Here is a 25,150-nt window from a genome sequence, read left to right as displayed (position 1 = left end):
GTTACCTACGCGTACGCCAGAATCCGCCGGCTTACGCGGCTATGGGTCGGGATATATCGTTCGCCTGTCACTGCAAATCAGTGATCGGGTTTGGTAGCCCGCTTCGGTACCGCCGTATGGCGCCACCTTATGCAGTCTTTTTTTGCGGCTGCGTTTTATATGGTGGACATGCGTGGGGCTCATTCATGAGCGCCGGGTTTCCGTATCGACCGGTCTACCAACCCGCGCATGGCCGCCACCTTCGTTTGGTAGCGAAAGTGATGGCTCCGGTTAATTTCGATACGAGACTTTATCTATGTTCAAAGCCACACCCAACCCACCAGATACCGATCCAATCCCCTACGACGCCGCGCTCGAACCTCAAAACATCAAAGAGGCCACAGAACGGGCGATCAATTTCTACCTCAATCCTTCCGCGCTCAAAACCTCAAAACCCACCCGCAAAACCGGCAAGATCTACCTGATCGACCCTACCGTTGATGACGAAACCCTGCTCGTCGAAGCCTACGAATCGTTGTGATCGGCCAGTGACATGGCCCGCGACCTTGCCGACTCGGTCGACAGCCCTCACCGCAAGAAAATGTTGATCCTGCAGCAGGTGATCATGTTGAGTGAATTGGTGGTGAGTCGCGTCCTCGACAACCAGCGCTTGCCCAACTAATTGCGAAACAGCCGCGAGAGGGAGCCTGCTCCCTCGCTGCGCAGAAGGAGTTTGAACTGATGTCCAAGACACCCGATCCGCCGGTGACTGCGGCCAGCATCATGGCTACGCCCTACACGCCCAACGCTATGTTCCAGGTCAACCCGCAAACCGATACCGAATCCCTGCTGGCAAATGCCTGTGAATCGCTGGCATCTGCCTCGGTCATGTTGTGTGATTTTGCCGGGATGCTGGAGGGGCCGCATCGCAATACCTTGCTGGGCATTGCGCAAGTGGTGATGTTGGGGGAATTGGCGGTGAATCAGGCATTGGAGCACGTCGCGGGATTGCCCTCACCCTAACCCTCTCCCGGAGGGAGAGGGGACTGATCGCAGGGTTCTGTCGAGATGCACCGACGTGGGATGCCGAGCCGAACTCGGGTTTTGAACAGCACAACGATCGGCTCCCTTTCCCCCTCGCCCCCTTGGGGGGAGAGGGCTGGGGTGAGGGGGGAAATCTCACTGACACACCCAAAAAGCCGAAACTCTCACTATCCCTGCGTATCACGCCGCACTCGACGCCAACGTCTCCAACGGCGAATACATCCAGCGCATCAACGAATGCCGCCCACTGATGCCCAACTTGATCGCCGCCCGTTTCAGATAACTCTCCACGGTGTTGACCTTCAGCGCCAACTGCTCAGCCAGTTCCGGCGCGGTGCGGCCGGCGAGCAGGCCGACACACACTTCGGTTTCACGGTTCGACAGGCTCAGCCCCAGTTGCTCCAGGCGTTCGTCAAAGCGCAGGCGCAAGGTTTCCAGACCGTTGCCTTCGGCGGCCTCGGGTGGGCTTTGTGGATCAGGGGTGGTCGGTTGCAGGGCGTTGATGTGTTTTTCCACCATCGGCAGCAGCACCGGGGAAATGTCCTGCAACAGGCTGCGTTCCTGCGCGGAAAAACGCTGCGACTCATCGTTGCGATACACCGAAATCACGTAGCGGTAGCCGTCCTTGCGCCGGGTCAGGTGCAGTTGCGAGGCGTCAGCGCTGGTCGCGGCCGGCGGATTCTGTAAATGGTGGGCCGCCGCACTGTGTTCGGAAAACACCGTTTCGGCGAGCAGCGCCGGCTCTTTCAGCGGCTCCGGCTCGCTGCGGTTCGACGCGCGGCCTACGGGTTCGACGCGCATCTGCCGGATGTGCGTGGCGTCTACCGCCAGTTGCGTCAGGATCAGGTCATGCAGCATCCGCGGAAAGTGCCGGCTGCCGGTGCTGGCGATGACCTTGCCGATGTGGGGGAACAAGTGTGAATTCATATGCGTGTCATCCCTGAGAGGCGTTAAGTCATAAACGTCTGCCGCACTGTTGTCGATCTCCTTGGTCGACGAAATACGGCAGACTTGGATCCTATCCTAGTACAACGTTTGAGCGACGGTTTAATGAAGGTGTTATTAGCTAATAACCACGACTCTGCTGGCTCGGAGGTGAAAGCGCTGAGGGTTCTGTCCCTGAATTGTCCTGCTCAGGTTGACGGTGAAACGCGTTTCAACCGATTTATCCCTTTTCGATGCGTCAGTAACCTGTACACAACTTGAACGCAACAACAACTTTCCAACATTGAAAAGGGACGCCCACCATGACCACTCCAACCTACAACCGCCTCAACAAAGACGACGCCATCGTGCTGCTGGTCGACCACCAGACAGGCCTGATTTCCCTGGTGCAGGACTTCTCGCCAAACGAATTCAAGAACAACGTGCTGGCCCTGGCCGACCTGGCCAAGTTCTTCGAACTGCCGACCATCCTCACCACCAGTTTCGAACAAGGCCCGAACGGCCCGCTGGTCCCGGAGCTGAAAGAGATGTTCCCGGATGCGCCGTACATTGCTCGTCCAGGTCAGATCAACGCGTGGGACAACGAAGACTTCGTCAAAGCGATCAAGGCCACCGGGCGCAAGCAGATCATCATTGCCGGTGTGGTCACGGATGTCTGCGTAGCGTTCCCGACCTTGTCGGCGCTGGCGGAGGGGTTTGATGTGTTTGTGGTGACTGATGCGTCCGGCACCTTCAACACCACCGTGCAACAAGCCGCGTGGAGCCGCATGACTCAGGCCGGCGCACAGATGATGAACTGGTTCTCGGTGGCGTGTGAGCTGCACCGTGACTGGCGCAACGATATTGAAGGGCTGGGCAATCTGCTGTCGCAGCGGATTCCTAACTACCGCAACCTGATGAACAGCTACTCGGCGTTGACCGCTCAGCAAAAGTAAGCCTGCGCGACCGAACAAAAGCCTGCCCTGAAAAGCAGGCTTTTGTCGTGTCTGCGCTTTAAAGCGCTGGCAGCGTTGCGATGGCGTTACTTAAGGTTATGGCTGAAGAACTCGGTCAATTTGGCGAAGGGAATCAGGTTGACCCGGTCGTACAAGTCGACATGGCCGGCCCCTGGAATGATCAGCAGCTCTTTGGGTTCGGCCGCGCGCTGGTACGCGTCTTCACTGAACTCGCGGGAGTGCGCCTGAGCACCGGCAATGAACAGCAGCGGGCGCGGGGAGATGCTCTCGATGTCATTGAACGGGTAGAAGCTCATGAACTTCACATTGCTGATCAGCGTCGGCATGGTGGTGGTCTGCGGCGAAGCGCCGGCCGGAGTGACCTGACCACGCGGGGTGCGGTAGAAATCGTAGAACTCGTCACCCACGGCGTTGCCGGTGAGTTTGAGCGATGTGCCGCCGGTGTAGCGGACGGGGCCGCCCCAGGACTGCGCGTTACGCTGCTGCGCCGTATGTTCAATGATGGATTGGCGTTGCGCTGGCGTGAGCGAATGCTTGAGGCCGTTGCGGTTGGCGGCACCCATGTCGTACATGCTGACGGTGGCAATCGCTTTCAAACGTGGGTCGATCTTGGCGGCGCTGATGGCAAAGCTGCCGCTGCCGCAAATACCGATGACGCCGATGCGCTCGCGATCGACCAGTGGGCGAGTGCCGAGAAAGTCCACCGCCGCGCTGAAGTCTTCGGCATAAATGTCCGGCGCAACCGACTGGCGTGGCAGGCCCTCGCTTTCGCCCCAGAAGGACAAGTCGAACGACAGCGTGACGAAGCCTTGTTCGGCCATTTTGGTCGCGTAGAGATTGGCACTTTGCTCTTTCACCGCGCCCATCGGGTGGCCGACGATGATCACGGCATTTTTTGACTGGGGGTCGAGGTTCTTCAGGCTGAACAGATTGCCTGCGACCTTCATCCCGTACTGGTTCTTGAAGGTGACCTTTTCGACGGTCACTTTATCGCTGGTGTAGAAGTTGTCTGCGCCGTTCGACATATCGGCTCCCATGGCTGAAAAAGTACTGAAGAGCAGCCCGAAGGCCAAGCAAAAACCTTTCACTGGAATGTCCTTGCGATTGAGGGTTTGTTCGTCTGAGCCTGTGCACGAACATTCTCTCGATCAGCGCTTCAGCGCCGTAGTGCATTCCTCTGGATTGCTTGCCTGATCCACTGAATCTGGATTTTCAACGCCGCGCAGACACGATATGGCGGCGATCAGAGGGCAGGGATGAGATTGGATTACGCTGAGGAATCAGCGCTGGCCTCGATCACGCCGGGTTCAGCCTGACGACCACTGCGCTGGGTTTCAGGAACCCCGATCCCGAGCAACACAACCGCCACCGCCGCAATAGCGGCCAGGGTCAGAAACGCTGCGCTGTAGCCGGCCTCCTGCACAACGAACCCGGCAAGGCCGTTGCTCAGTGCCGCGCCGAGTCCGAACGCAGTCGTCAGTGCGCCCAGGCTGATGTTGAAGTGGCCGGTGCCCCGGGTGAGATCCTTGACCATGATCGGAAACAAGGCGCCGAACAGACCGGCGCCAACACCGTCGAGCAGTTGCACCGCGACCAGCCAATAAGCATCGTCCGACAGCGTATAGAGCACACCGCGCAACGGCAGGATCAGAAAACCGGCGAGCAGCAGCGGTTTGCGTCCCCACAGATCGGCTTTCGCTCCGACCAGTAATGCCGCTGGCACCATCACCAGTTGCGCCGCGACGATGCAGGCCGAGGTCAGCGGGGTGGCCATCTGCAAATTGGCTTGCGCAAGCTTTTGACTCACCAGCGGCAACATCGCCGCATTGGCGAGGTGGAACAGTGCACAGCAAATGGCGAACAGCAACAGCGGCCGGTTGCTCAGCAGCACCGACAAACCGGAAGGCTGGCGATGCCCGGCGTCGGCCGGATCCAGTCCGCGTGCCAGATCATGGTCGATGGCGGCTGGCGACACGCAGGCAATGGCGATGACACTGGCCAGGGCCATGGCCGCCATCAGATAGAACACCGCCACCGGGCCGAACAGATAAGCGAACACGCCGGCCAGCAGCGCGGCGCAGGCATTGCCGGCATGATTGAAGGTTTCGTTGCGCCCGGTTCGGCGGGTAAACGCCCGTGGCCCGGTCATGCCCAGGGTAATTGCGCAAATGGCCGGGGCGAATATCGAAGCGGCCATCGCACTCAGGGTTTGTGTCAACGCCACCCACGTGAAGGACGTCACGAACGGCAGCAGCAGGCAACTTGCGGTCACCAGCAGGGCTGCGATCGCAATCAGCGCACGTTTGCGCCGGCTGTTGTCGACCCAGGCGCCGGCGGGTGTCTGGGTGATCAGCGCGGCGACCCCGGCGATGGTCATCACCAGGCCAATGCTCGCCGGTTCCCAGTGATGCACCGCCAACAGGTAAATGGCCAGATAGGGGCCGAGACCATCACGCACGTCGGCGAGGAAAAAGTTCAGGCTGTCCAGTGACAGGTTGTTGCGGCGATCGAGGTCAACGGCCACGGCAGTGTCTTCAATGTTCGAGGTTTGCGGATGGATTCAACCTCAGCAAGCCTAATGACCTGCGGCCACGAATATAAGTTGCAGGCCGTCGCCGTGTCGTTGCGAAACAACGCCAAGGGGCTGAAAACGAGGTTCCGTCACACGGTTGCTGCGCGTTCGACGCGCTACTTGTATCCTTGCGCCGGTCGAGGACATACGACCGCTGTTATTGCCTTGAATCAGTAACGGCCGGAACGGGAAACCGGACTTTCCATTAGGTACTTTCGTGAAGCGTGATACCCACCTCGTCATCCTCTTGCTGCTGGTCATCGGCTGCTCTCTGGCGTCGCTGACCATCTGGAAAGTGCTGTCTTCGCGCGATCGCGCGCTGGAAGAGGTCAACGTGCACGGGTTGAACCTGACCCAGGCACTCGAGACCTATTCCGAGGGCATTGTCCGGCAAAGTTCGCTGCTGCTACTCGGGCTGGTCGAACGCCTGGAAACCGAAGGCAGTGGTCCCGCGCAGATCCAGCGCTTGGGTGCGCTGATCAACCGCCAGCAGCCGTTGATGCCACAAATGAGCGGTATCACCATCTATGACCGTCAGGGTCATTGGCTGATGTCGTCGAACCGGCCGATTCCGGCGGGTGCCAACAGCAGTGACCGGGCCTATTTCATTCATCATCGTGACGACCCGAGCCGCGAACCTTTTATCGGGCCACCCATCCGTAGCCGCTCCAATCAGGAGTGGGTGATCACTGTAAGCCGGCGTTTCAATGATGATCGCGGTGAGTTTGCCGGTGTCGTGGCCGTGACGTTGGGCGTGGAAAACTTCCTGCGCCTGTTCGGCAAACTCGACGTTGGGCAGGAAGGTGCCATCGGTTTGTCGTACACCGACGGCACGTTGCTGGTGCGCTATCCGTTCCGCGAGCAGGACATGGGCCGCAACTTTTCCAAGTCGCCGATCTACGCCAAATACCTGGTCGATCAATCGGTCGGCACCGCGTCTTATACCTCCAGCCTGGATGGCGTCGAACGCCTCTATGCGTTCCGCAAAAGTGAGAAATTGCCGCTGATCACCACGGTCGCCATCGGCAAGCGTGAAGCGCTTACCGCGTGGCGAACGGAAGCGCTTTTGTCGGCGGTGGTGGTGGCGGGGCTGTTGGGGCTTACCGGCCTGATTGGCTGGTTCTTGATCCTCGACATCCGGCGCCGGACCCAGGTTGAAGGCGAACTGCGCATCGCTCAGCAGCAATTACTCGGTTCCAATCGACAGCTGGAACTGTTGGCCATGAAGGATGCGCTGACCGGTCTGGCGAATCGGCGTTGCTTTGATCAGACCCTGGCCACAGAGGCGCGGCGGGCACAGCGCGATGGCTCGTCGCTGGCCTTGATGATGATCGATATCGATTACTTCAAGCGGTTCAACGACGCGCTTGGGCACGTTGCCGGCGACGCCTGTCTGCAAGCCGTCGGTAGCGTGCTGGATGCGTGCGTGCGGCGCCCGTCAGATCTGGTGGCGCGCTACGGTGGCGAGGAGTTCGCGGTGATCATGCCCGACACCGATATTGACGGTGCCGAGGTGGTGGCGCAGCTGATAATCGAGCGCTTGCAGTACGCCAACTTTGCCCACCCTGACAGTCCCGTGGCCCGCGTGAGCCTGAGCATCGGTATTGCCGCTGCGCGCGGTCCGCGCCTGGATCCGGTGAGCGCTCTGATCGAGTGCGCCGATCAAGCGCTGTATCAAGCGAAAACGGCAGGGCGCAACCGGTTCATGACGTCCGCTGCGCAACCCTCATTCGACGTTAATGGACAACAGACCATTGACCCGTGATACCAACGTGTCGACAGCAAACGGTTTGGTCAGCACCTGCATGCCTGGGCCGAGTTGACCGTTGCCGATTACTGAGTTTTCCGCGTACCCGGTAATGAACAAGGTCTTCAGCTTCGGCCTGATTTGCCTGCCCGCATCGGCCATCTGCCGGCCGTTCATGCCGCCGGGCAAACCGACATCGGTAATGAGCAGGTCGATGTGCGCGCTGGAACGCAATACTTCCAGTCCCTCAACGCTGTCGGCCGCTTCGAGCAGGTTGTAGCCGAGGTCGTTCAGCACATCCTTGAGCAGCATGCGGACGGTGGGTTCGTCGTCGACAATCAGGATGGTCTCGCCGGCCTTTGCCTGCAGGGTTGCCGAGCTTTGCGCGTCATCGTGATTGCGTTGCGTTTCGCCGAGGTAGCGCGGCAGGTAAACGCACATGGTGGTGCCTTGCCCCACGGTCGATTGCACCCGCACCTGTCCGCCTGATTGCTTGGTGAAACCGTAGATCATCGACAGCCCGAGCCCGGTGCCCTGGCCCAGCGGTTTAGTGGTGAAAAACGGGTCGAAGGCCTTGGCGATCACTTCCGCACTCATACCGGTACCGGTGTCGGCGACCGACAAGCACAGGTATTGTCCTTCGGGCATTTCCCGTACGCGCGCCGATTCAGCATCCAGGGTTCGATTGGCAGTCTCGACGGTGATGCTGCCGCCATCGGGCATCGCGTCGCGGGCGTTGATGCACAGGTTGAGCAGGGCGTTTTCCAGTTGGCTGGCATCGACCAGCGCTGGCCACAAATCGGCAGCGACGACCGTCTTCAGGCGAATGCTCGGGCCGACGGTGCGCTGGATCAACTCGGTCATGCCGGCAATCAGTGCGTTGACTTCGGTCGGCCGTGGATCGAGGGTCTGTCGCCGGGAAAAGGCCAGCAGGCGATGGGTCAGGGCGGTGGCGCGTTTGGCTGCGTCCTGAGCGATCAGCATGTATTTGTCGATGTCGTTCAGACGACCCTGAGTGATGCGTTTGTCCATCAGCTCAAGGGATGCGCAGATGCCCGCCAGCAGGTTGTTGAAGTCATGGGCCAGACCACCAGTGAGTTGTCCAACCGCTTCCATTTTCTGCGATTGGCGCAACTTTTCTTCGGCCTGCATCAGGTCTGCGGTGCGCGCCGAGACCCGTTGTTCCAGGGTGTCGTTGAGGGCTTTTAACGCGGCGGTGACCCGGTCGCGCTCGGCTTCGACGTTGCGCCGGTCTTCGACATCGATAAGCACGCCAGGAAAGCGTAAAGGCGTGCCGTCTTCGGCGCACTCGACGCGGCCGTTCGCTTCAATCCAGGTGTATTTGCCAGCCGCTCCGCGCACTCGGTATTGGTGCGAATAGGCACCTCCGCGGGCAATGACTTCGTTGATCGCGGTTGTGAGTCCTTCTCTGTCATCCGGGTGAACGGTCATCACCACTTGCTCCAGGCTCAGACCGTCGAGACCCCAGGCCGGATCGAGGTCGAAAACCCGTGCGAAGGCTTCATCGACGCTGAAGCGATCACTGGGCAGGTGCCAGTGCCAGGTACCGATAATGGCGCCGGCGGCCAGGGCGAGCTGGACACGTTCGACGTTTTCCCGGGCGACGGACTCGCTGATGCGCAAGCGTTCTTGCGCGTCGCGGCGCTCGGTGACATCGCTGAAGAAGATCGCAATCTGCCGATCGGCCGGGTCGCCGACGCGGACGGCGCGCACATCGAACCAGCGCTCGAAGGTATTGGCGTAGTTCTCGAAGTTGGCCGGCTCGCCGGTCTTGGCCACATGGCCGTAGGTCTCGAACCAGAATTTCTCCAGGTTGGGCGCAAATTCGGTCACCCACTTGCCACGCAGATTAACCCCGGCCTGACGTTCGAACGCCGGGTTGGCCTCGACAAAGCAATAGTCGATGGGGTGGTCGTCGGCGTCGAATTTGACTTTGACGATGGCGAACGCCGCCTCGATGGTTTCCAGAATGGTGCTGAAGCGCTCTTCACTCTGGCGCAATGCCGTTTCGGCGCTGCGCGAACGGGTCAGGTCGAGCATCGCACCGATCATGCGTTCGGCCTCGCCATCGGCATTGCGGATCAGATGCCCGCGATCAAGCACTTCGGCGTATGAACCATCGTGGCAGAGGAAGCGGTACTCCGCGCTCCAGGTCGTCCCGGAGCCGTCAATCGCCGAGCGAATCGAGGTTGTCACGCGCGCGCGATCCTGCGTGTGGATCTGCGCAAATCGCCAATCACACGTCGGCTCGATGGCTGCTGACGCGTAACCATACGCCTGTTGCAGCGAGTCGTTCCAGATGACCTGATTGGTTTTCAGATCCCAGTCCCAGACGGCGTCGCAGGTCGCCTTGACGGCCAGACGCAGGCGCGTGACCTCAGACTCAAGCTCCTCGCGAGTAAGCTGTTTCAGGATGTTCACCCTTCATGCGTTGATGGTTGGCTTGCGTTCAATTGGCGTGTTTCAAGCCTCTGCTTTACAAGCTTTGTGAGCCATTGACCCGGGGCCTCATGTTTAAGTTGCACGGGGATCAAGGCATGCGCGCTTTCATATCGATTCGCCGCGATCGAGTCTGTCGAGCAGGCCTTGCCCGCGTTGCCACAAAGCCTGCTGTTTTTCCAGCGGCATGCGATCGAGGTTTTTGTACATCATGCCCATGCGCTGATTGCCGCGTAGAAGGTCACCGTGGCGCATCAGAAAATGCCAGTACAACGCATTGAACGGGCAAGCGTTATCGGCCGTGGTTTCACGCACTGAGTAAGCACAATCGCGACAGTAGTCGGACATCCGGTTGATGTACTGACCGCTGGCGCAATAAGGCTTCGAACCGAGGTAACCGCCATCGGCGTGCATGACCATGCCGAGGGTATTGGGCAGCTCGACCCAGTCGAAAGCGTCCATATAAATCGCCAGATACCATTCACAAATCTGGCTCGGTGCGATGCCGGCGAGCAGGGCGAAATTGCCGGTCACCATCAAGCGCTGAATGTGATGGGCGTAGGCGTGTTTGAGGCTTTGGCCGATGGCCTGGCGCATGCAGTTCATCTGCGTCTCGCCGGTCCAGTAGAACTCTGGCAGGCGCCGCGTATTACCGAAGGCATTGCCCTCGGCGTACTCGGGCATGTGCAGCCAGTAAACGCCTCGAACATATTCGCGCCAACCGATCAGTTGGCGGATGAAGCCTTCAGCAGCATTCAGTGCGATGCTGCCGGACCAATAGGCCGACTCCACATCACTGCAGAGTTGGCGCAGGTCCAGCAAACCAATGTTCAGCGCAGCGCTGATACGGGCATGGAACAGAAACGGTTCGTTGCTGGCCATGGCGTCCTGATAATCGCCGAAGCCCGCCAGCCCATAGTCGAGAAAGTACGCCCACAATGCCTGGGCGTCGGCGTGGGTCACCGGATAGTTGAAATCATCCAGGCTGCCGTAGTGATTGGCGAAGCGCTCCTTGACCAGGGCGAGGACTTCGAGGGTGATTGCATCGTTGGTAAAACCGGTCGGGTAGGGCGCCTTGACGGATTTTGGCAGGGCTTTGCGGTTGTCGGCATCAAAGTTCCACGCGCCGCCGACTGGCGTGCCGTCACCGTTGAGCAACAGGCGACTTTTGCGGCGCATCTCGCGATAGAAGAACTCCATGCGCAGCTGCTTTTTGCCAGCGGCCCACGTGCGGAATTCGTCGCGGCTGCACAGGAAGCGGTTGTCGGCGTGCCAGTGGATGGGTAAACCACAATCTTTCAGCGATTGCTCCAGACGCCAGTCGCCGCACTCCGTCACGTGCAATTCGTTGGCCTGCAACAAAGCCTGCCAGCGCTTTAATTCGCCGGGCACCGAGCCGCTGTTCTGCGGATCGTCGAGGATCACGTAGTGCACTTGGAAGCCTTGGTCTTTGAGTGCCTGAGCGAAGTGACGCATGGCGCTGAAGATCAGGGCGATCTTTTGTGGGTGATGGGCGACATGGCTGGCTTCTTCCATGACCTCGACCAGCAGCACACGATCATGTTCGCGATCCAGACCTGCCAATGAAGCCAGATCAAACGATAACTGGTCGCCCAGAACGAGGCAAAGCCGATGGGTTTTGTTCATTTCACGGATTCAGCGTAGTGAGCAGCAGGCTGCCGAGTGGACGTTTAAGTGCTAAGTCCAGATAGTTGTACAGATTGTAGTTGGTGTATAGGTATTTATGGTCAGGATTGAGCAAAATCAGGGCGAACGCGAAAAGCGCCCCTGATGTCTCAGGTGCGCCTTTGGCGAGGTGTTTAACGGTTAGCCGCGATAAACGGGGTAGTCGGTATAGCCTTCGGCGTTGCCGCCATACACCGTCGCCGGGTTCAACGCATTCAACGGCCAGTCATTGGCAATCCGCGCCGGCAGATCGGGGTTGGCCATGAACGGCCGGCCGAAGGCGACCAGGTCGGCCAGCCCGGATTCGAGCAGTTGCGCGCCGGATTCGGCGGTGTAGCGCCCGGCATAAATGATCGCGCCGCTGAAGGTCTCGCGCACCGCCTGACGGAACGTTTGTGGCATCGCCGGGGCGTTGTCCCAATCGGCTTCGGCGATGGACAGATAAGCAATGCCGACGTCTTGCAGGATTTTGATCGCTTCGATGTAAGTGGCGTGCGGATCTTCCTCGACCATACCCAGGTAGGTGCGCGCTTCATCGGTGGTGGTGAACAACGGGGCGAAACGCACGCCGACTTTTTCCTTGCCGATGCACTCGGCGACGCCAGCCACTACTTCCTTCAAAAAGCGCAGGCGATTGTGCAGCGAACCACCGTACTGATCGTCGCGCAAGTTGCTGTGAGCCGAGATGAACTGGTTGACCAGATAACCGTTGGCACAGTGCAATTCGATGCCATCGAAACCCGCGTCCATGGCGTTGCGCGCCGCCTGGATGTACAGCTGAATCAATGCCTGAACTTCATCGGTGCTGAGTGCGCGCGGTGCCGATGGCGGCACCAGTTCACCGGCGCCGGGCGCGGTTTCGATAAACACGCTGACCCGATCTGTAGCCACGGCGGAGGCCGAGACCGGAGCAGCACCGTCGGGTTGCAGCGCGGTGTGGGAGACACGGCCGACGTGCCACAGCTGGGCGAAAATCACCCCGTCCACGGCGTGCACGGCGTCGGTGACTTTGCGCCATCCGGCGATTTGCTCAGGCGTATGAATGCCCGGCGTCCATGCATAACCCTGGCCACGCGGCTCGATCTGCGTACCTTCGGTGACCAGTAAACCGGCGCCGGCGCGCTGTTGGTAATACTCGGCCATCAGCTCATTGGCGATGTTGCCCGGTTGGGTGCTGCGCTGGCGGGTGAGTGGCGGCAGGACGATGCGGTTTTTCAGGGTGTGATGGCCGAGTTTGGCCGGGGTGAAGAACGGGCTGCTATTCATGGATTACCTTGCCTTTCGGTTTATTAGACCAGTCGACTATTTATCAGGTGAAAAAATAACGCCGGGTAACACGCACCCGACGTTAGGAAGGTTGGAAGCGAAGTTTTAGCCCAGCATCTCCAGCAGTTTTTTCGCGACGGCGGCGGAACTGGCAGGATTCTGGCCAGTGACCAGTTGCCCGTCGGCGACCACATGCACCTGCCAGTCAGCCACTTTCGAGTAATAACCGCCGAGGCGCTGGAACTCGTCCTCGATCAGGAACGGCACCACGTCCGTCAGGCCTACGGCCTCTTCTTCGGAATTGGTGAAACCGGTGACCTGACGATGCTGGACCAGCGGTTTGCCATCAGCGGTGAGGGCGTGACGCAACACACCCGGCGCATGGCAGACGAAACCGTGGGGTTTGTTCGCGCGGTCAAACGCTTCGATCAATGCGATCGACTGCTTGTCTTCGGCCAGGTCCCACAGTGGGCCGTGGCCGCCCGGGTAAAACACCGCATCGAATTCATCAGCGCTGACGTCGGCCAAGCGCCCGGTATTGGCCAGTGCCTGTTGCGCGGCAGAGTCTTTGCGGAAGCGATCAGTCTCGGCGGTCTGCGCATCGGGCTCATCGCTTTTCGGGTCGAGCGGCGGCTGGCCACCTGCCGGCGAGACCAGGGTGACGTCGATGCCAGCGTCCTTGAAGGCGTAGTAGGGCGCGGCGAACTCTTCCAGCCAGAAGCCGGTTTTCTTGCCGGTGTTGCCGAGTTGATCGTGGGAAGTCAAAACCATCAGGATTTTCATAGAGCACCTTGAGTCGATCAGGTGTCTTCGATTGGGCGAAGGATTCGCACATCGGCCACACCGGTCAGAAAACGTTTGTCGGGGCGCAGCATAGATTCCAATTAGACCAGTCGTCTAGTAATTTTTTATCCTAGGGTTTTTCATCGACAGGTATGGCAAACTTCCGTTCCTCCCAATATACGACTGGTCTATTGCCTGGTAATTTGCGCCCCATGAAAGCGACCTACGACGATACCCGCCAACATTTGCTCGACACCGGCCACCGGATGATGGCCGAGAAGGGCTTCACCAGTGTCGGCCTCAACGAAATCCTGCAAACCGCCGGTGTGCCCAAGGGTTCGTTCTATCACTACTTCAAATCCAAGGAGCTGTACGGCCAGGCGTTGCTGGCGGATTACTTCGTCGGCTACCTCGCCGACATGGAGCGACGCCTGACGCTGCCGGGCCTGAGCGCCAATGAGCGGCTGATGGATTACTGGCAAGGCTGGCAGAACCGCTGCATCCTCGAAGGCCACGGTGATGAGTGTCTGGTGGTGAAACTCAGCGCCGAAGTTGCCGACTTGTCGGAGTCGATGCGCCTCACCTTGCGCGATGGTGCCGAGCAAGTGGTGGCGCGAATCACCCTGTGTATCGAGCAGGGTCAGGCTGAAAACAGCCTGCCCAAGGGCGATGCCCGGCATCTGGCGGAAACCTTGTATCAGCTGTGGCTGGGCGCCAGTTTGCTCAACAAGTTGCAGCGTACCGGGCAATCTCTGGACACTTCGATGGCGATGACGAAACAGCTTTTGCACGTTTGACCAGGTTTTTTTTGCGACGCAATGGATGACATGTGTACCGGCACGCGGTCAGCTTAAACATACGAATGGGAATAAGTTTCAATAACAGAATGCTTTGGTATACCATCCGCAGCGCTTTGCTGGCGGTTTTACCCTTCGTTCTGGCCTATTCGTAAGGTTTTCTTTTCATGCGTCGTACTCTGCTTTCCGTGTGTGTACTGCAAGCGTTGTCTTCTTCCTCGTGGGCCGAACAGGCCGATTCAACACCCGCAGCGCTAGAGCTGGAGGCGACCGATGTGGTCGGCACGGCGGATTACGAACGGGCCGACGGCCCGGTGCAGGGTTATCGCGCGACGCGTTCTGCCAGTGCTACGCGCACCGATACCGCCATCCATGAAATCCCGCAATCGATCAGCGTAGTGACCAGGGATGCGGTCGAAGACCTCGGCGCCACGCGACTGCAAGATGCACTGGACTACGCGGGCGGCGTGGGCCGGGCGAACAATTTCGGCGGGCAGGGACTGACCACGTTCACCGTGCGCGGCTTCACCACGGGCGAGTTTTACCGCAACGGTTTCCCGATCAATCGCGGTTACCCGAACATGCCTGACGCCAACACCATCGAGCGTCTGGAAGTGTTGCGCGGGCCGGCGACCATGCTCTACGGCCGTGGCGATCCCGGCGGCACCTTCAACGTTGTTTCCAAGCAGCCGTTGGCCGAGCGCACGGTCACGTTGGGCAGTCAGTTGAATGATCAAGGCATGAAGCGCGGCACCCTCGATGCCTCCGGCCCGCTGGATGAAGAGGGGCGCCTGGCCTATCGACTGAACGTGGTGGGTGAGGGTGGCGATACCTTCCGCGATCACGTCGAAACCGAGCGCTACGGGGTGACGCCGGTGCTGACCTGGCAGGCCAGTGACGCCACGCGAGTGATCTTCGAGGGTGATTTCATGCGTAACAATCACCCGCTGGATCGCGGTGTGACGCGTTACCCCAAGCAGATTGGCACCGCCTCGCGGGATACGTTTTTCGGCGAAAAAGACGCCGGCAAATTGCGCAACGACAACAACATGGCGCAGCTTCGTTTCGAACATCTGCTCAATGATGACTGGACGTTGGGCGGTGGCTTCCAGTGGCTCGACGGTTCGCTGGAAGGCAACGCGATCGAAGCCAACGGCATTGCCGCTGACGGCCGAACCCTGGGCCGCAATTTCAACTACCGCAAACTGGAGTGGACCGATAAGGACGCCCAGCTCAATCTGACCGGTCATTTCAGCACCGGTGGCTTGCAGCACACCTTGCTGACCGGCATCGAATACGAAGATTACGACTACAAGTCGATCATTCAACGCTCCAGCGGCGCGGTCGGCGCCTACCCGATCGACATCTTCGATCCGGTCTACGGCCAACCGCGTCCGGCGCTGACTCGCACGCCGACCCACGACAAGGAAAACCTCAAGACCTATGCGGCGTTCGTGCAGGATCAGGTGGCGTTGACCGAGCGTCTGAAGGTTCTCGCCGGGGCGCGTTTCGAGCGCTTCGAACACGACTATGAAACCTACGTGCCGGGCGGCAAGAGCTGGCAGGCCAGTGATAACGCGGTGACCCCACGCCTCGGCGTGACCTACGACCTGACCGAGACCCTGGCGGTTTATGCGGACACCGCGCGCTCGTTCAAGCCCAATACCGGCGCGAGCCGCGTGGGCGGAGGCTTCGCCCCGGAGAAAGGCAAATCCTACGAAATGGGCGTCAAGTGGGAAGCGCTGGATCATCAGTTGAGCGTGGATGCCGCGATTTACCAGATCGAGAAAACGCAACGTGCTGACCACCGACCCCGTAGATTCAACCTTCAGTGTGGCGGCCGGGGAAGTGCGCAGCCGTGGTTTCGACCTGAACGTCGCCGGCAATCTGACCCCCGAATGGCGCGTGATCGGTGGCTACGCCTATGTAGATGCCGAGGTGACCAAGGACAACGTGATTCGCTCAGGCACACGGCTGATGAACATTCCGCAAAACAGCTTCAGCCTGCTCAACGTCTATGAGTTTCAGGACGGCACGCTCAAAGGCCTCGGCCTGGGCACCGGACTCAAATACGTCGACGAGCGCGCCGGACAAACCGCCAATACCGCGTTCTCGATGGACAGCTACACCGTTGTCGATTTGCTTGGCTTCTACAAGGTCAACGAGAAGGTGCGGCTGAATCTAGACGTGAAAAACCTGTTTGACCGCGATTACGAAGAGGGCGCGTTCGGTAATGTGTACGCCTATCCGGGGGCGCCAAGAACCGTGCAAGTGGGGATTTCTTACACTCTGTAAGTTGAGATCGACGCTGCAACGGCGGCCCCTCACCCCAGCCCTCTCCCGGAGGGAGAGGGAGCCGACCGAGGTGTCTTGGGAGATGCATCGACCTGACAGAACGCGTCGATTACGGTTTCATCCGCAATGCTTGGCGGTAATGGATTCACAGACGCTATTGCACGTCGGCGCTCATGCTTAATATCCCCCAATCGGTCCCCTCTCCTGGGGGAGAGGGCTAGGGTGAGGGCAGCTGTTTCGGCACGCGCCACTTAACCAGTGACACAACCCTCCGGCGTCCTCCCGGCAAAGCTGTCCAGCAAACTCGCCACCACCATCTCACCCATCCGCGTGCGCGTCTGCAATGTCGCGCTGGCGCGGTGCGGTTGCAGCACCACCTGTTCGTTACCGAACAAGGCTTCCGGCACATTCGGCTCATCAACAAACACATCCAGCCCCGCACCGGCGATCTCTCCGGCATTCAGCGCCGCCACCAGATCACCCTCGTTGACCAGTTTGCCCCGTGCCACGTTGATCAGATAGCCATCCTTGCCCAAGGCCTGGAGCACTCGCGCATCGATGATGGCTTCAGCCTTGTCGGCAGCGGCGGCGAGAATCAGCGCATCGCTGTCACGGGCCAATTGCTTGAGGTCGGCGACGAAAGTGTGGGTGACATCGCTCATCGGTTGCAGGTCGGTGTAACTGATCGGACAGCCGAAGGCAGCCGCTCGGCTGGCCACCGCGCGGCCAACCCGGCCCATGCCGACGATGCCGATACGCATGCCGGACACCTGACGCGCGAGGGGCAGTGGCGCCAGCGGAGTCGGACTTTGCGGCCACTGGCCGGAGCGTACGTAACGATCACTGGTGCACAGTCCGCGACACACGGAAATCAGCAAGCCGATGGCAAGGTCGGCGACGTCTTCGGTCAGCGCGCCAATGGTCGCCGTCACGCGGATACCGCGATCCCGAGCGTAAGCCAGATCAACCGCATCGGTGCCGACGCCGTTGACCGCCACCACTTCAAGTTTCGGCAGTTGCGCCATGACGGCCTGGGTGATGCCGGTATGGCCGCCGGTGATCACCCCGCGAATATTCGCGCCGTGTTCCTGCAAATACGCCGCTTTGTCCGTTTGCTGGAAATAGCGGCGGACCGTGAACAGTTCATCGAGACGCGTGTTGATTTCAGGAATCAGGATCGGGCTGAGCTGCAAGACTTCTGGCTTCATGTAAACCTCTCTAACCGAATAAAAAGACCGGCTCAACCGCGGCCGGCAAACGGCATGGCGCTGGCCATGACGGTCATGTTCAGAACGTTGGCCGACAGCGGCAGGCCGGCGATGTAGCGCACGGCATCGGCGACATGCTTGACGTCAACCATCGGCTCCACGGCGATGCTGCCGTTGGCCTGACGTACACCTTTGGTCATGCGTACCGACATTTCGGTCAGGGCGTTGCCGATGTCGATCTGGCTGCAGGCGATGTTGAATTCGCGACCGTCCAGCGCCAGCGATTTGGTCAGGCCCAGTACCGCATGTTTACTGGCGGTGTAGGCGCTGCTGAATGGACGTGGTGTGTGTGCCGAAATCGAACCGTTATTGATGATGCGTCCGCCCTGAGGCTGCTGACGACGCATCAGTCCGAAGGCACCACGAGCACAGAGGAAAACCCCGTTGAGGTTGGTGTCGATCACGTTGCGCCACTGCTCGAACGTCAGTTCATCGAGCGGCACGGCCGGGGCATTGACTCCGGCATTGTTGAACACCACATCCAGACGTCCGTAGACCTCGGCAATGCTGGCAAACAGTGCATCGACACTGGCTGGATCGCGCACATCGGTCGGCACTGCCAAGGCTGCGTGGCCCTCGCTCGCCGCCAGTTCGACCAGTGCTTGCAGCGGTTCCGGCCGGCGCCCGGCAAGCACCACGGTGTAACCGTCGGCCAGCAGGCCAAGCGCCACGGAGCGGCCGATGCCGCTACCGGCGCCGGTGACCAGCGCGACTTTCAAAGGTTGAGTGATGGACATCCTGTTGTTCTCCTGTCTTCAAATCACTGAGGCGTACGTAGCGGTCAAGGCTTGCGGCCGACGCGCATTTCCAGCTGGCCGATGCCGTCGATTCCGGCGTTGATCACATCGCCCGGTTGCAGGCCGTCGACGCCGGCCGGGCTGCCGGTCATGATCAGGTCGCCGGCCCTGAGCGCGACTGACCGGGAGATCCGGCTGATCACTTCAGCGACCGACCAGATCTGGCTGTCGAGGCTGTCGCGTTGACGCTCCTCGCCGTTGACGTTCAACCATAATTCGCCTTCGGGATGGCCGGCGCGGGTCACCGGGACGATGGCGGTCATCGGCGCGGCTCCGTCAAATACCTTGGCGCCCTCCCACGGCAAACCGTTGCTCTTGGCTGCGCGCTGAACGTCGCGGCGGGTCAGGTCGAGGCCGGCGGCGTAACCCCAGACATAAGCCAGCGCCTCGCTTTCGGGGATGTTCGCGCCACCTTCACCGATGGCTACCACCAGTTCGATTTCGTGGGCGAAATCATCGGTCAGCGCCGGGAACGCCACCTCACCGACCGCGTCGACGACATTGCTCGCCGGCTTCATGAAAAACACCGGCGGCTGGCGCGACTGGCCGACTGCGTCTGGCCATGGATAGTTGCGGCCGACACAAAACACCCGGCCGACGGGAAAACGCTGCTCACTGCCAAGCACCGGCAAAGTCACGGGCAGATCCGGGGTGAAGACGTATTCAGTCATGTTCATCCTGTTAAGAGTCCTGTTGGTATCTTCAGCGTACGGCGGCAGTCGTTGGTGAAGTTGGACGAAAGCCGCCTCCAGTTGGAGAAAACGGTGCTGTTGGCTTCAGCGCACCTTCAATTCGATGCGGTACAAGCGCCCGAGCAACAGCGAGTAGGAGAGAGTGCCGATCAGGGCTACGCCACCGATGAACCAGAAGGCCCAGGCGAAGGAACCGGTGGCATGCACAATCGCGCCAATCACGATCGGCGTGACGATGCCGCCAATGTTTGCAGCGAGGCTGGTGATTCCGCCGGTCAAGCCGATCAGTTCCTTGGGCGCAACTTCCGACACCGCTGCCCACGAGGACGAGGCAATGCCTTGGGCGAAGAAGGCAATGGTCAGCACGGCAATGCAGATCGTGTTCGAGTCGGTGAAATTCACCAGCACGATGGACATGCCCAGCATCGAGCCGATCACCAGCGGCAACTTGCGGGCGAACGACATCGAGTAGCCACGGCGGATCAACAAGTCCGACACGATGCCGGCGAGGAGGATGCCGACTGTTGCACCGACGAAGGGCAACACGGCGAAGATCCCGGCCTTGATCATGGTCAGCTTGCGTTCTTCAATCAGATAGGTGGGGAACCAGGTCAGGAAGAAGTACAGCGCCGAGGTGCTGGCGAATTTGCCGATGCAAATCGCCCAGATCTGCCGGTAGCTGAACAACTCGGCGATTTGCCGCCAGTTGAATCGGGTGCGTTCCTGACTGCTTTTGACCAGACCGCCGCCGGCTTCGATGTACTTCAGTTCTTCTTTGCTGACTTTCTTGCAGTTCAGCGGGTCGCGATACAGGTACAGCCACAACACCCCGAACACGATGCCGAGTACGCCGGTGCTGTAGAACACGTGACGCCAGTCGAAGGTGGTTGCCAGCCAGAGCAGCGCACCGGTAAACAGCGCCGTCCCCAGGTATTGCCCGCAGACATAGATACTGCTGGCCAGCCCGCGTTCCCGCGCCGGAAACCACACCGTCACCGCACGGCTGTTGGCCGGGAACGCCGGTGCTTCCATGGCACCGACCGCCAGACGCAAACCGAACAATGACGCGAAGCCTGTGGCAAAGCCCTGGCATACGGTCACCGTCGACCAACTGATCAGGGAAACCCCGTAAGTGAAGCGCGAACCGAAGCGGTCGGCGATGAACCCGGCCGGCACCAGGGCCAAGGCGTAAGTCCAGGCAAATGCCGAGAAAATCAGGCCCATCTCGATCTTGTCCAGACCCAGATCCTTGGCCATGAACGGCGCGGCAATCGAGATGTTGACCCGGTCGATGTAGTTGATGATCGTCGCAATCAGCAACAGCGAGAGCATGAACCAGCGTCGCCGCGAGGGCAGGCGTTGCGGCACGATGGCGTCCCGGGAACCGTCTATCACCGGCGGCACGGTGGCTTGGGAAACATGTGAATTCGACATGAAGAGACCTCGTTATTGTTAGAAGAATCGAGATGTTTTCGCGCAGCCGAAAGCGTTGCCCGCATCGGACAGGGCATGGCAATCGAGACTGAAATGAGCGGCTGCGTCAGACGTTCAGGTACGTCTTCCGGGCGGCGTGATCGGGGAGCAATCGGGCGGGTCAGCGAGGGGCAATAGCAGGATCATGACGTGCACACCTTTGATTGTTTTTGGAAGAGGTTGGGCTGCGTTGGTTGTTACAGTGGTCGTACAACCTCTTCTAATCAACTGCGGTGTTAGATCATTTTTTCCATATGAAAATGGCTTTGATAAACCTGTCCAAGAAAATCAAACGCTAGACTTTTGATTTTATAGATGAGGAATATCTCTCAACATACTGAAAATAAGAACAAAAAAAATTTTGTTCTTTCATGGTTTTTTTGGACAGGCTAAATGCCACCCTGCGGCGAAATAATTTCGCCTCGACAAAGTCATCGTATGACGTCTTGATGCGTTGGCCGCATGGCTGCAAGATGACGGACGCCCGTTTACGCCCAACGTACCTGTCGAGGATCCTCAGCAGATGTCGTCACAGCACCGCATTCCCACCTATGTCATGCAGCAACGCAGCGAATTGACGGACTTCTACATCCGCGACAAAAAGGGTCGCCGTGCCGAGACCAGTCCGCATCGGCACGAGTATTTCCAGATTCAGATCAACCTTGGTGGCGACACCTTGCAGCACATCGGCAACGTCGAGCGACCGTTCCCGCGTAACACCCTGGCATTCATCCTGCCGCACCGGGTGCATGTGATTCCGCATCCGGCGGACAGCAACTTTATAGTGATCAATTTTTCCCAGACCTTTCTGCTGCCGCATTTGCAGTGCGACCCGATGGATCTCGAAGAAGTGTCGATCCTGCTGGCGCCGGAGTTGTCGCCGTTCCGTTTTCAGGAGCACTTGGATTTCACTCTGGGCGATGAGGATTTCGCCAGGGTTTGCGCCCTGATCGAAGAGATGCGCGCGCTGGACGAGAACCGCCAGTTCGGTACGCGCGAGATGCTCAAGGGCTTGCTGTTGCAACTGATCGGCAGCGTTTGCTTTCTATACGCCGAGCCGCTCAAACGCCTGGCTGAAGAGAACGCGGCCGAGGCCAGCCGGCGGGATGCAATGAGCCGGATGTTCGAGTACTTGCGCAAGAACATCGCTGACCCCGATCTCAATCTGATCAAAGTGGCAGCAGCGACTTACCTGTCACCGACGTATCTCACGCACTGGTTGCGCAAGGAGATTGGCAAGACTTTCACCGAACTGGTGCTCGAACGCAGAATGCACGCGGCACGCAATTTCCTGCTCAACAGCACGCGCTCGGTGGGCGAGGTCGCACGCTTGTGCGGCTTCGCGGACGAGGCGTATTTCTCTCGACGTTTTCGACAGATTCATGGCCAGCCGCCCGGGCAATTCCGTCGTCGGCAACTCAATCCCGATACGCCGCAAACGCCGTTGGACACCTGAGCCAGGACCGGGGCGTTTAAGATTCGAGCATTAAAGGTCGCCAGACGACAGGCGCCGTGCTGAGCATCGTGCCTTGCAATGCAGGCGTGGGCGACGCCTGCTCAGTGTCCTTTTGGTTCTGCACGTCGTGTTGTTCACCGGCGGCAGGATCTTCGGTGGTGCAGGTTGCGTTATCCATATGTCTTTCGCCAGATGATGACCGATCTGCCGCTATTTGATCCGAACGATGACTTTGCCTTTTGCGCGACCCTGTTCAACGTACTTCAGGGCTTCACTCGTCGACTCGAAGGCAAAGGTGCGGTCCAGCACCGGCGTGATCTCGCCAGCCTCGATCAGGGTGGTGATGTCGCTCAGCTGTGAGCCGTTCGCCCGCATGAACAGAAAGCTGTAACGGACATCCTGCTTGCGCGCCTTGCGCCGAATACTCAGGCTCAACAAACGCATGACTTGCCGCAGTGGCCAGGCTAATCCTTGCGCCTTGGCGAACTCTGCGGTTGGCGGGCCTGAAATGGAAATCAGCTGGCCGCCTGGCTTGAGCACCTTCAATGAATGCTCCAGAACATCAGCGCCAAGGCTGTTCAGTACCACGTCGTAGTCGCGCAGTTCCTGCTCGAATTGCTGGTGTTTGTAATCAATCACCACGTCTGCGCCCAGCGCCTTCACCCACTCGACATTCGCGGTGCTGGTGGTGGTTGCGACAACAGCACCGAGGTGTTTGGCCAGTTGAATGGCGATGGTTCCGACACCGCCGGAACCGGCGTGAATCAAGATTTTTTGGCCCTTTTGCAAACCGGCGATATCGACCAGCGCTTGCCAGGCTGTCAGGGCAACCAAAGGAACAGCTGCGGCTTGCTCCATGCTGAGGTTGGCGGGCTTCAAGGCCACCGCGTTTTGGTCGACGGCGATTCGCTCGGCAAAGGTGCCGATTCGCTGTTCGGGCACGCGCGCATATACCTCGTCTCCGGGCTTGAATCCCTTGACCTCAGCGCCTGTCTGAATCACCACGCCGGCTAAGTCGTTGCCCAGTACCAAGGGGAATGAATACGGCAGAATCAGTTTGAATTCGCCGCTGCGAATCTTTGAGTCGAGTAGGTTGACGCTGGCAGCATGCACTTCAATCAGCACGTCGTGGCTGCCTGGCACAGGTTCGGGTACCTCGCCGATACCGCCGTTCTGCTTGCCGTAGCGATCGATCAAAAATGCTTTCATGGGGACGGTTCTCACAGTGTTGGGGGAGGGCTGCGTTGCCCGAGCGGATTGCCTCAGCGATCGAGAAACGCCTGCGCCTTACTGACAAAATCAGCGTAGTTCTGGAAGATTGCACCGTGTCCGGCGTCTTCATAAATGATCAATTGCGCGTGGGCAATCCGGTTCGCCAGATCAATCGAGTTGACCGTGGGCACCATGATGTCGTTGTCCCCGTTGACCACCAGTGTCGGAATTTGCAGGCCGCCAAGGTTCTGCGGCGTCTGTTTCCCCCAGGCCTTGATGGCTTTCAACTGACGCAGAAAAGCGCTGGGTGTCGGGCGCTTGTCGCGGTCTTTGCGGCGTTCTTTCAGGCGTTGCAAAAAGTCTGTCGCGGCCCGGCGTCCATTGGCTGTTGTGGTGAAAAACAAGTGGACCTTGGGATCTTGCAGGGTCAACGAGGCCTTGAACATCAGTGGCCAGGAAACCGCACCGACCTTGTCGATACCGACACCGCCAGCAGGTCCGGTGCCCGTCAGAATCAATCGACGTACCAAGGCCGGGGCTTTGAGCGCAATGTCCTGAGCAACGAATCCGCCGAGGGAAAAACCCAGCAGATCGACGCTGGTGAATTTCAGCGCGCCGATCAGGCTGATGACGTCGTCAGCCATCTGCGCGACGGTCAGGGGCGCGGTGCCGCCTGAGCCGCCGACACCGCGATAGTCAATGGCGATCACGCGCCGGTTCCGCGCCAGACCATCGACGATTCGCGGATCGAAGTCGTCCAGTACCGCGCCCCAATGATTCAGCATGATCAGCGGCACCGCCGATTTCGGGCCGAGGTCTCGATAGGCGAAGGTCGTGTTGCCAACCTCAATCGATTGGTTGGCGGCGCTGACGAAAAGCATCTGCTCCATTGCACTCACGCCAGATAGCGCTGGGCGACTGCCGACTGGCGGATCTGTGTCAGCAGGCCCTGCCGCGCGGTTTGCAAGGCGTCCCAGCGCTCACCTTCGTGCAGCGGCGGAATGGTCACCGGCTCACGACGATCGAAACCGACCAGCGCCGCATCGACCAGATCGGTGACTTCCATGATCTCGCTCAAGGTGTTGATGTCGATGCCCGCGCGATCCCAGATCTCGGTACGCGTCGCGGCCGGCAGCACGGCTTGCACGTAAACGCCCAGTGGTGACAGTTCCAGGCTCAGGCCCTGAGACAGGAACAGGACAAACGCCTTGGTCGCGCCGTACACCGACATGCCGAACTCCGGGGCCAGACCGACTACCGAGCCGATGTTGATAATCGCGCCGTCACCGGCCTTGGCCAGACGGGGGGCGATGGCACTGGCGAGCCGCACCAGTGCCGTGGTGTTGAGGGCGACCAGATTGGCCACTTTGTCGGTGCTCTGCTCGATGAAGTTGCCGGACTGCGCGGCACCCGCGTTATTGACGAGGATGCCAATGCGCGCATCGTCGCGCAGGCGCGTTTCGACGGTGTGCAGATCGCTGAGTTGGGTCAGGTCGGCCTGAAGCACGTCCACGGCGACGCTGTGTTCGTTACGCAACTTCGCTGCGAGTGTTTCCAAGCGATCAAGGTCGCGGGCGACCAGCACCAGATCATGCCCGCGTTGGGCAAAGCGTTCGGCGTAAACCGCGCCAATGCCGGTAGAGGCGCCAGTGATCAGAGCAGCAGGTTGGGCGTTCATAGGGTCATCTCTTAGTCAAAAAAGTCGATCAGGGACTGATGCAT

At 59.6% G+C, this 25,150-nt stretch carries 20 protein-coding genes and 2 pseudogenes; 7 read left to right on the top strand and 15 right to left on the bottom strand.

All coding sequences use genetic code 11. The features are described 5' to 3' along the window. Nucleotides 1-295 precede the first annotated feature (295 nt). Nucleotides 296-661: pseudogene (locus ACZ0A4_RS11395) on the top strand (DUF6124 family protein). A 59-nt stretch (nt 662-720) separates the two neighbouring features. Next, on the top strand, nt 721-1,002 hold the full coding sequence (locus ACZ0A4_RS11390; protein ID WP_463574747.1) for a DUF6124 family protein: 282 nt from the start codon (nt 721-723) through the stop codon (nt 1,000-1,002). Nucleotides 1,003-1,203: 201 nt separating this feature from the next. On the opposite strand, the gene ACZ0A4_RS11385 is transcribed toward ACZ0A4_RS11390, so the two are convergent. Further along, the gene (locus ACZ0A4_RS11385; protein WP_463574746.1) at nt 1,204-1,950 is read right to left on the bottom strand and encodes a response regulator transcription factor; all 747 of its coding nucleotides are present in this window, start codon (nt 1,948-1,950) and stop codon (nt 1,204-1,206) included. Between the two features lie 320 nt (nt 1,951-2,270). Between ACZ0A4_RS11385 and ycaC the strand changes: the two genes are divergently transcribed. Further along, nucleotides 2,271-2,903, top strand: a complete 633-nt coding sequence (gene ycaC, locus ACZ0A4_RS11380; RefSeq protein WP_007916011.1) for an isochorismate family cysteine hydrolase YcaC — start codon at nt 2,271-2,273, stop codon at nt 2,901-2,903. A gap of 86 nt (nt 2,904-2,989) precedes the next feature. Here ycaC and ACZ0A4_RS11375 read toward each other — a convergent pair whose 3' ends face one another. Both ACZ0A4_RS11375 and ACZ0A4_RS11370 read right to left on the bottom strand, forming a co-directional pair. After that, nucleotides 2,990-4,012, bottom strand: coding sequence for an alpha/beta hydrolase (locus ACZ0A4_RS11375; RefSeq protein ID WP_463574745.1), 1,023 nt, complete (start codon nt 4,010-4,012; stop codon nt 2,990-2,992). Between the two features lie 179 nt (nt 4,013-4,191). Next, nucleotides 4,192-5,448, bottom strand: a complete 1,257-nt coding sequence (locus tag ACZ0A4_RS11370) for an MFS transporter (protein ID WP_463574744.1) — start codon at nt 5,446-5,448, stop codon at nt 4,192-4,194. Nucleotides 5,449-5,713: 265 nt separating this feature from the next. Between ACZ0A4_RS11370 and ACZ0A4_RS11365 the strand changes: the two genes are divergently transcribed. Further along, a complete protein-coding gene (locus ACZ0A4_RS11365; protein ID WP_463574743.1) occupies nt 5,714-7,261 on the top strand; it encodes a sensor domain-containing diguanylate cyclase in 1,548 nt (515 codons plus the stop codon). Here the strand turns inward: ACZ0A4_RS11365 and ACZ0A4_RS11360 are convergent. The 4 genes from ACZ0A4_RS11360 to ACZ0A4_RS11345 all read right to left on the bottom strand — a co-directional run bounded on the left by ACZ0A4_RS11360 (nt 7,223) and on the right by ACZ0A4_RS11345 (nt 13,438). Next, nucleotides 7,223-9,685 carry a PAS domain-containing protein gene (locus ACZ0A4_RS11360; protein WP_463574742.1) on the bottom strand — a complete coding sequence of 821 codons (2,463 nt, stop codon included), beginning with the start codon at nt 9,683-9,685 and terminating at the stop codon, nt 7,223-7,225. The two genes, ACZ0A4_RS11365 and ACZ0A4_RS11360, sit on opposite strands and share 39 nt — an antisense overlap. 126 nt (nt 9,686-9,811) lie before the next feature. Further along, nucleotides 9,812-11,350 (bottom strand): cryptochrome/photolyase family protein, encoded by a 1,539-nt coding sequence (locus ACZ0A4_RS11355; protein WP_463574740.1) that lies wholly within the window; start codon nt 11,348-11,350, stop codon nt 9,812-9,814. A 180-nt stretch (nt 11,351-11,530) separates the two neighbouring features. Further along, nucleotides 11,531-12,655 carry an alkene reductase gene (locus ACZ0A4_RS11350; protein WP_463574738.1) on the bottom strand — a complete coding sequence of 375 codons (1,125 nt, stop codon included), beginning with the start codon at nt 12,653-12,655 and terminating at the stop codon, nt 11,531-11,533. A 105-nt stretch (nt 12,656-12,760) separates the two neighbouring features. Next, nucleotides 12,761-13,438, bottom strand: a complete 678-nt coding sequence (locus ACZ0A4_RS11345) for a type 1 glutamine amidotransferase domain-containing protein (RefSeq protein ID WP_463574737.1) — start codon at nt 13,436-13,438, stop codon at nt 12,761-12,763. A 212-nt stretch (nt 13,439-13,650) separates the two neighbouring features. Here ACZ0A4_RS11345 and ACZ0A4_RS11340 point away from each other — a divergent pair, with 212 nt between their 5' ends. Both ACZ0A4_RS11340 and ACZ0A4_RS11335 read left to right on the top strand, forming a co-directional pair. Continuing rightward, a complete protein-coding gene (locus ACZ0A4_RS11340; protein WP_463574735.1) occupies nt 13,651-14,235 on the top strand; it encodes a TetR/AcrR family transcriptional regulator in 585 nt (194 codons plus the stop codon). 167 nt (nt 14,236-14,402) lie between these two features. Further along, nucleotides 14,403-16,530 (top strand): annotated as a pseudogene (locus ACZ0A4_RS11335) (TonB-dependent siderophore receptor). A 251-nt stretch (nt 16,531-16,781) separates the two neighbouring features. Here the strand turns inward: ACZ0A4_RS11335 and ACZ0A4_RS11330 are convergent. The 4 genes from ACZ0A4_RS11330 to ACZ0A4_RS11315 form a co-directional block, all read right to left on the bottom strand. Next, complete coding sequence (locus ACZ0A4_RS11330) at nt 16,782-17,738, bottom strand: 2-hydroxyacid dehydrogenase (RefSeq protein ID WP_463574733.1); 957 nt, start codon at nt 17,736-17,738, stop codon at nt 16,782-16,784. 32 nt (nt 17,739-17,770) lie between these two features. Continuing rightward, complete coding sequence (locus ACZ0A4_RS11325) at nt 17,771-18,529, bottom strand: SDR family oxidoreductase (protein WP_463577543.1); 759 nt, start codon at nt 18,527-18,529, stop codon at nt 17,771-17,773. 50 nt (nt 18,530-18,579) lie between these two features. Continuing rightward, a complete protein-coding gene (locus tag ACZ0A4_RS11320; protein WP_463574732.1) occupies nt 18,580-19,272 on the bottom strand; it encodes a fumarylacetoacetate hydrolase family protein in 693 nt (230 codons plus the stop codon). A 99-nt stretch (nt 19,273-19,371) separates the two neighbouring features. Continuing rightward, the gene (locus ACZ0A4_RS11315) at nt 19,372-20,721 is read right to left on the bottom strand and encodes an MFS transporter (protein WP_463574730.1); all 1,350 of its coding nucleotides are present in this window, start codon (nt 20,719-20,721) and stop codon (nt 19,372-19,374) included. 562 nt (nt 20,722-21,283) lie between these two features. Between ACZ0A4_RS11315 and ACZ0A4_RS11310 the strand changes: the two genes are divergently transcribed. Beyond that, a complete protein-coding gene (locus ACZ0A4_RS11310; protein WP_463574729.1) occupies nt 21,284-22,216 on the top strand; it encodes a helix-turn-helix transcriptional regulator in 933 nt (310 codons plus the stop codon). Nucleotides 22,217-22,232: 16 nt separating this feature from the next. Here the strand turns inward: ACZ0A4_RS11310 and ACZ0A4_RS11305 are convergent, their stop codons facing one another. The 4 genes from ACZ0A4_RS11305 to ACZ0A4_RS11290 are packed head-to-tail and all read right to left on the bottom strand — an operon-like array spanning nt 22,233 to nt 25,106. Continuing rightward, entirely contained in the window at nt 22,233-22,394 is a 162-nt protein-coding gene (locus ACZ0A4_RS11305; protein ID WP_463574728.1) for a hypothetical protein, read from the bottom strand. Between the two features lie 32 nt (nt 22,395-22,426). Then, entirely contained in the window at nt 22,427-23,425 is a 999-nt protein-coding gene (locus tag ACZ0A4_RS11300; RefSeq protein WP_463574726.1) for an NADP-dependent oxidoreductase, read from the bottom strand. A 53-nt stretch (nt 23,426-23,478) separates the two neighbouring features. Beyond that, nucleotides 23,479-24,318: an alpha/beta fold hydrolase gene (locus ACZ0A4_RS11295; protein ID WP_463574725.1), complete on the bottom strand. Its 840-nt coding sequence runs from the start codon at nt 24,316-24,318 to the stop codon at nt 23,479-23,481. Nucleotides 24,319-24,323: 5 nt separating this feature from the next. Then, the gene (locus ACZ0A4_RS11290) at nt 24,324-25,106 is read right to left on the bottom strand and encodes an SDR family NAD(P)-dependent oxidoreductase (protein ID WP_463574724.1); all 783 of its coding nucleotides are present in this window, start codon (nt 25,104-25,106) and stop codon (nt 24,324-24,326) included. Nucleotides 25,107-25,150: the final 44 nt, after the last annotated feature.

This window comes from Pseudomonas sp. AC172, from assembly GCF_979258595.1.
This window is presented reverse-complemented; position numbering and strand designations above follow the sequence as displayed.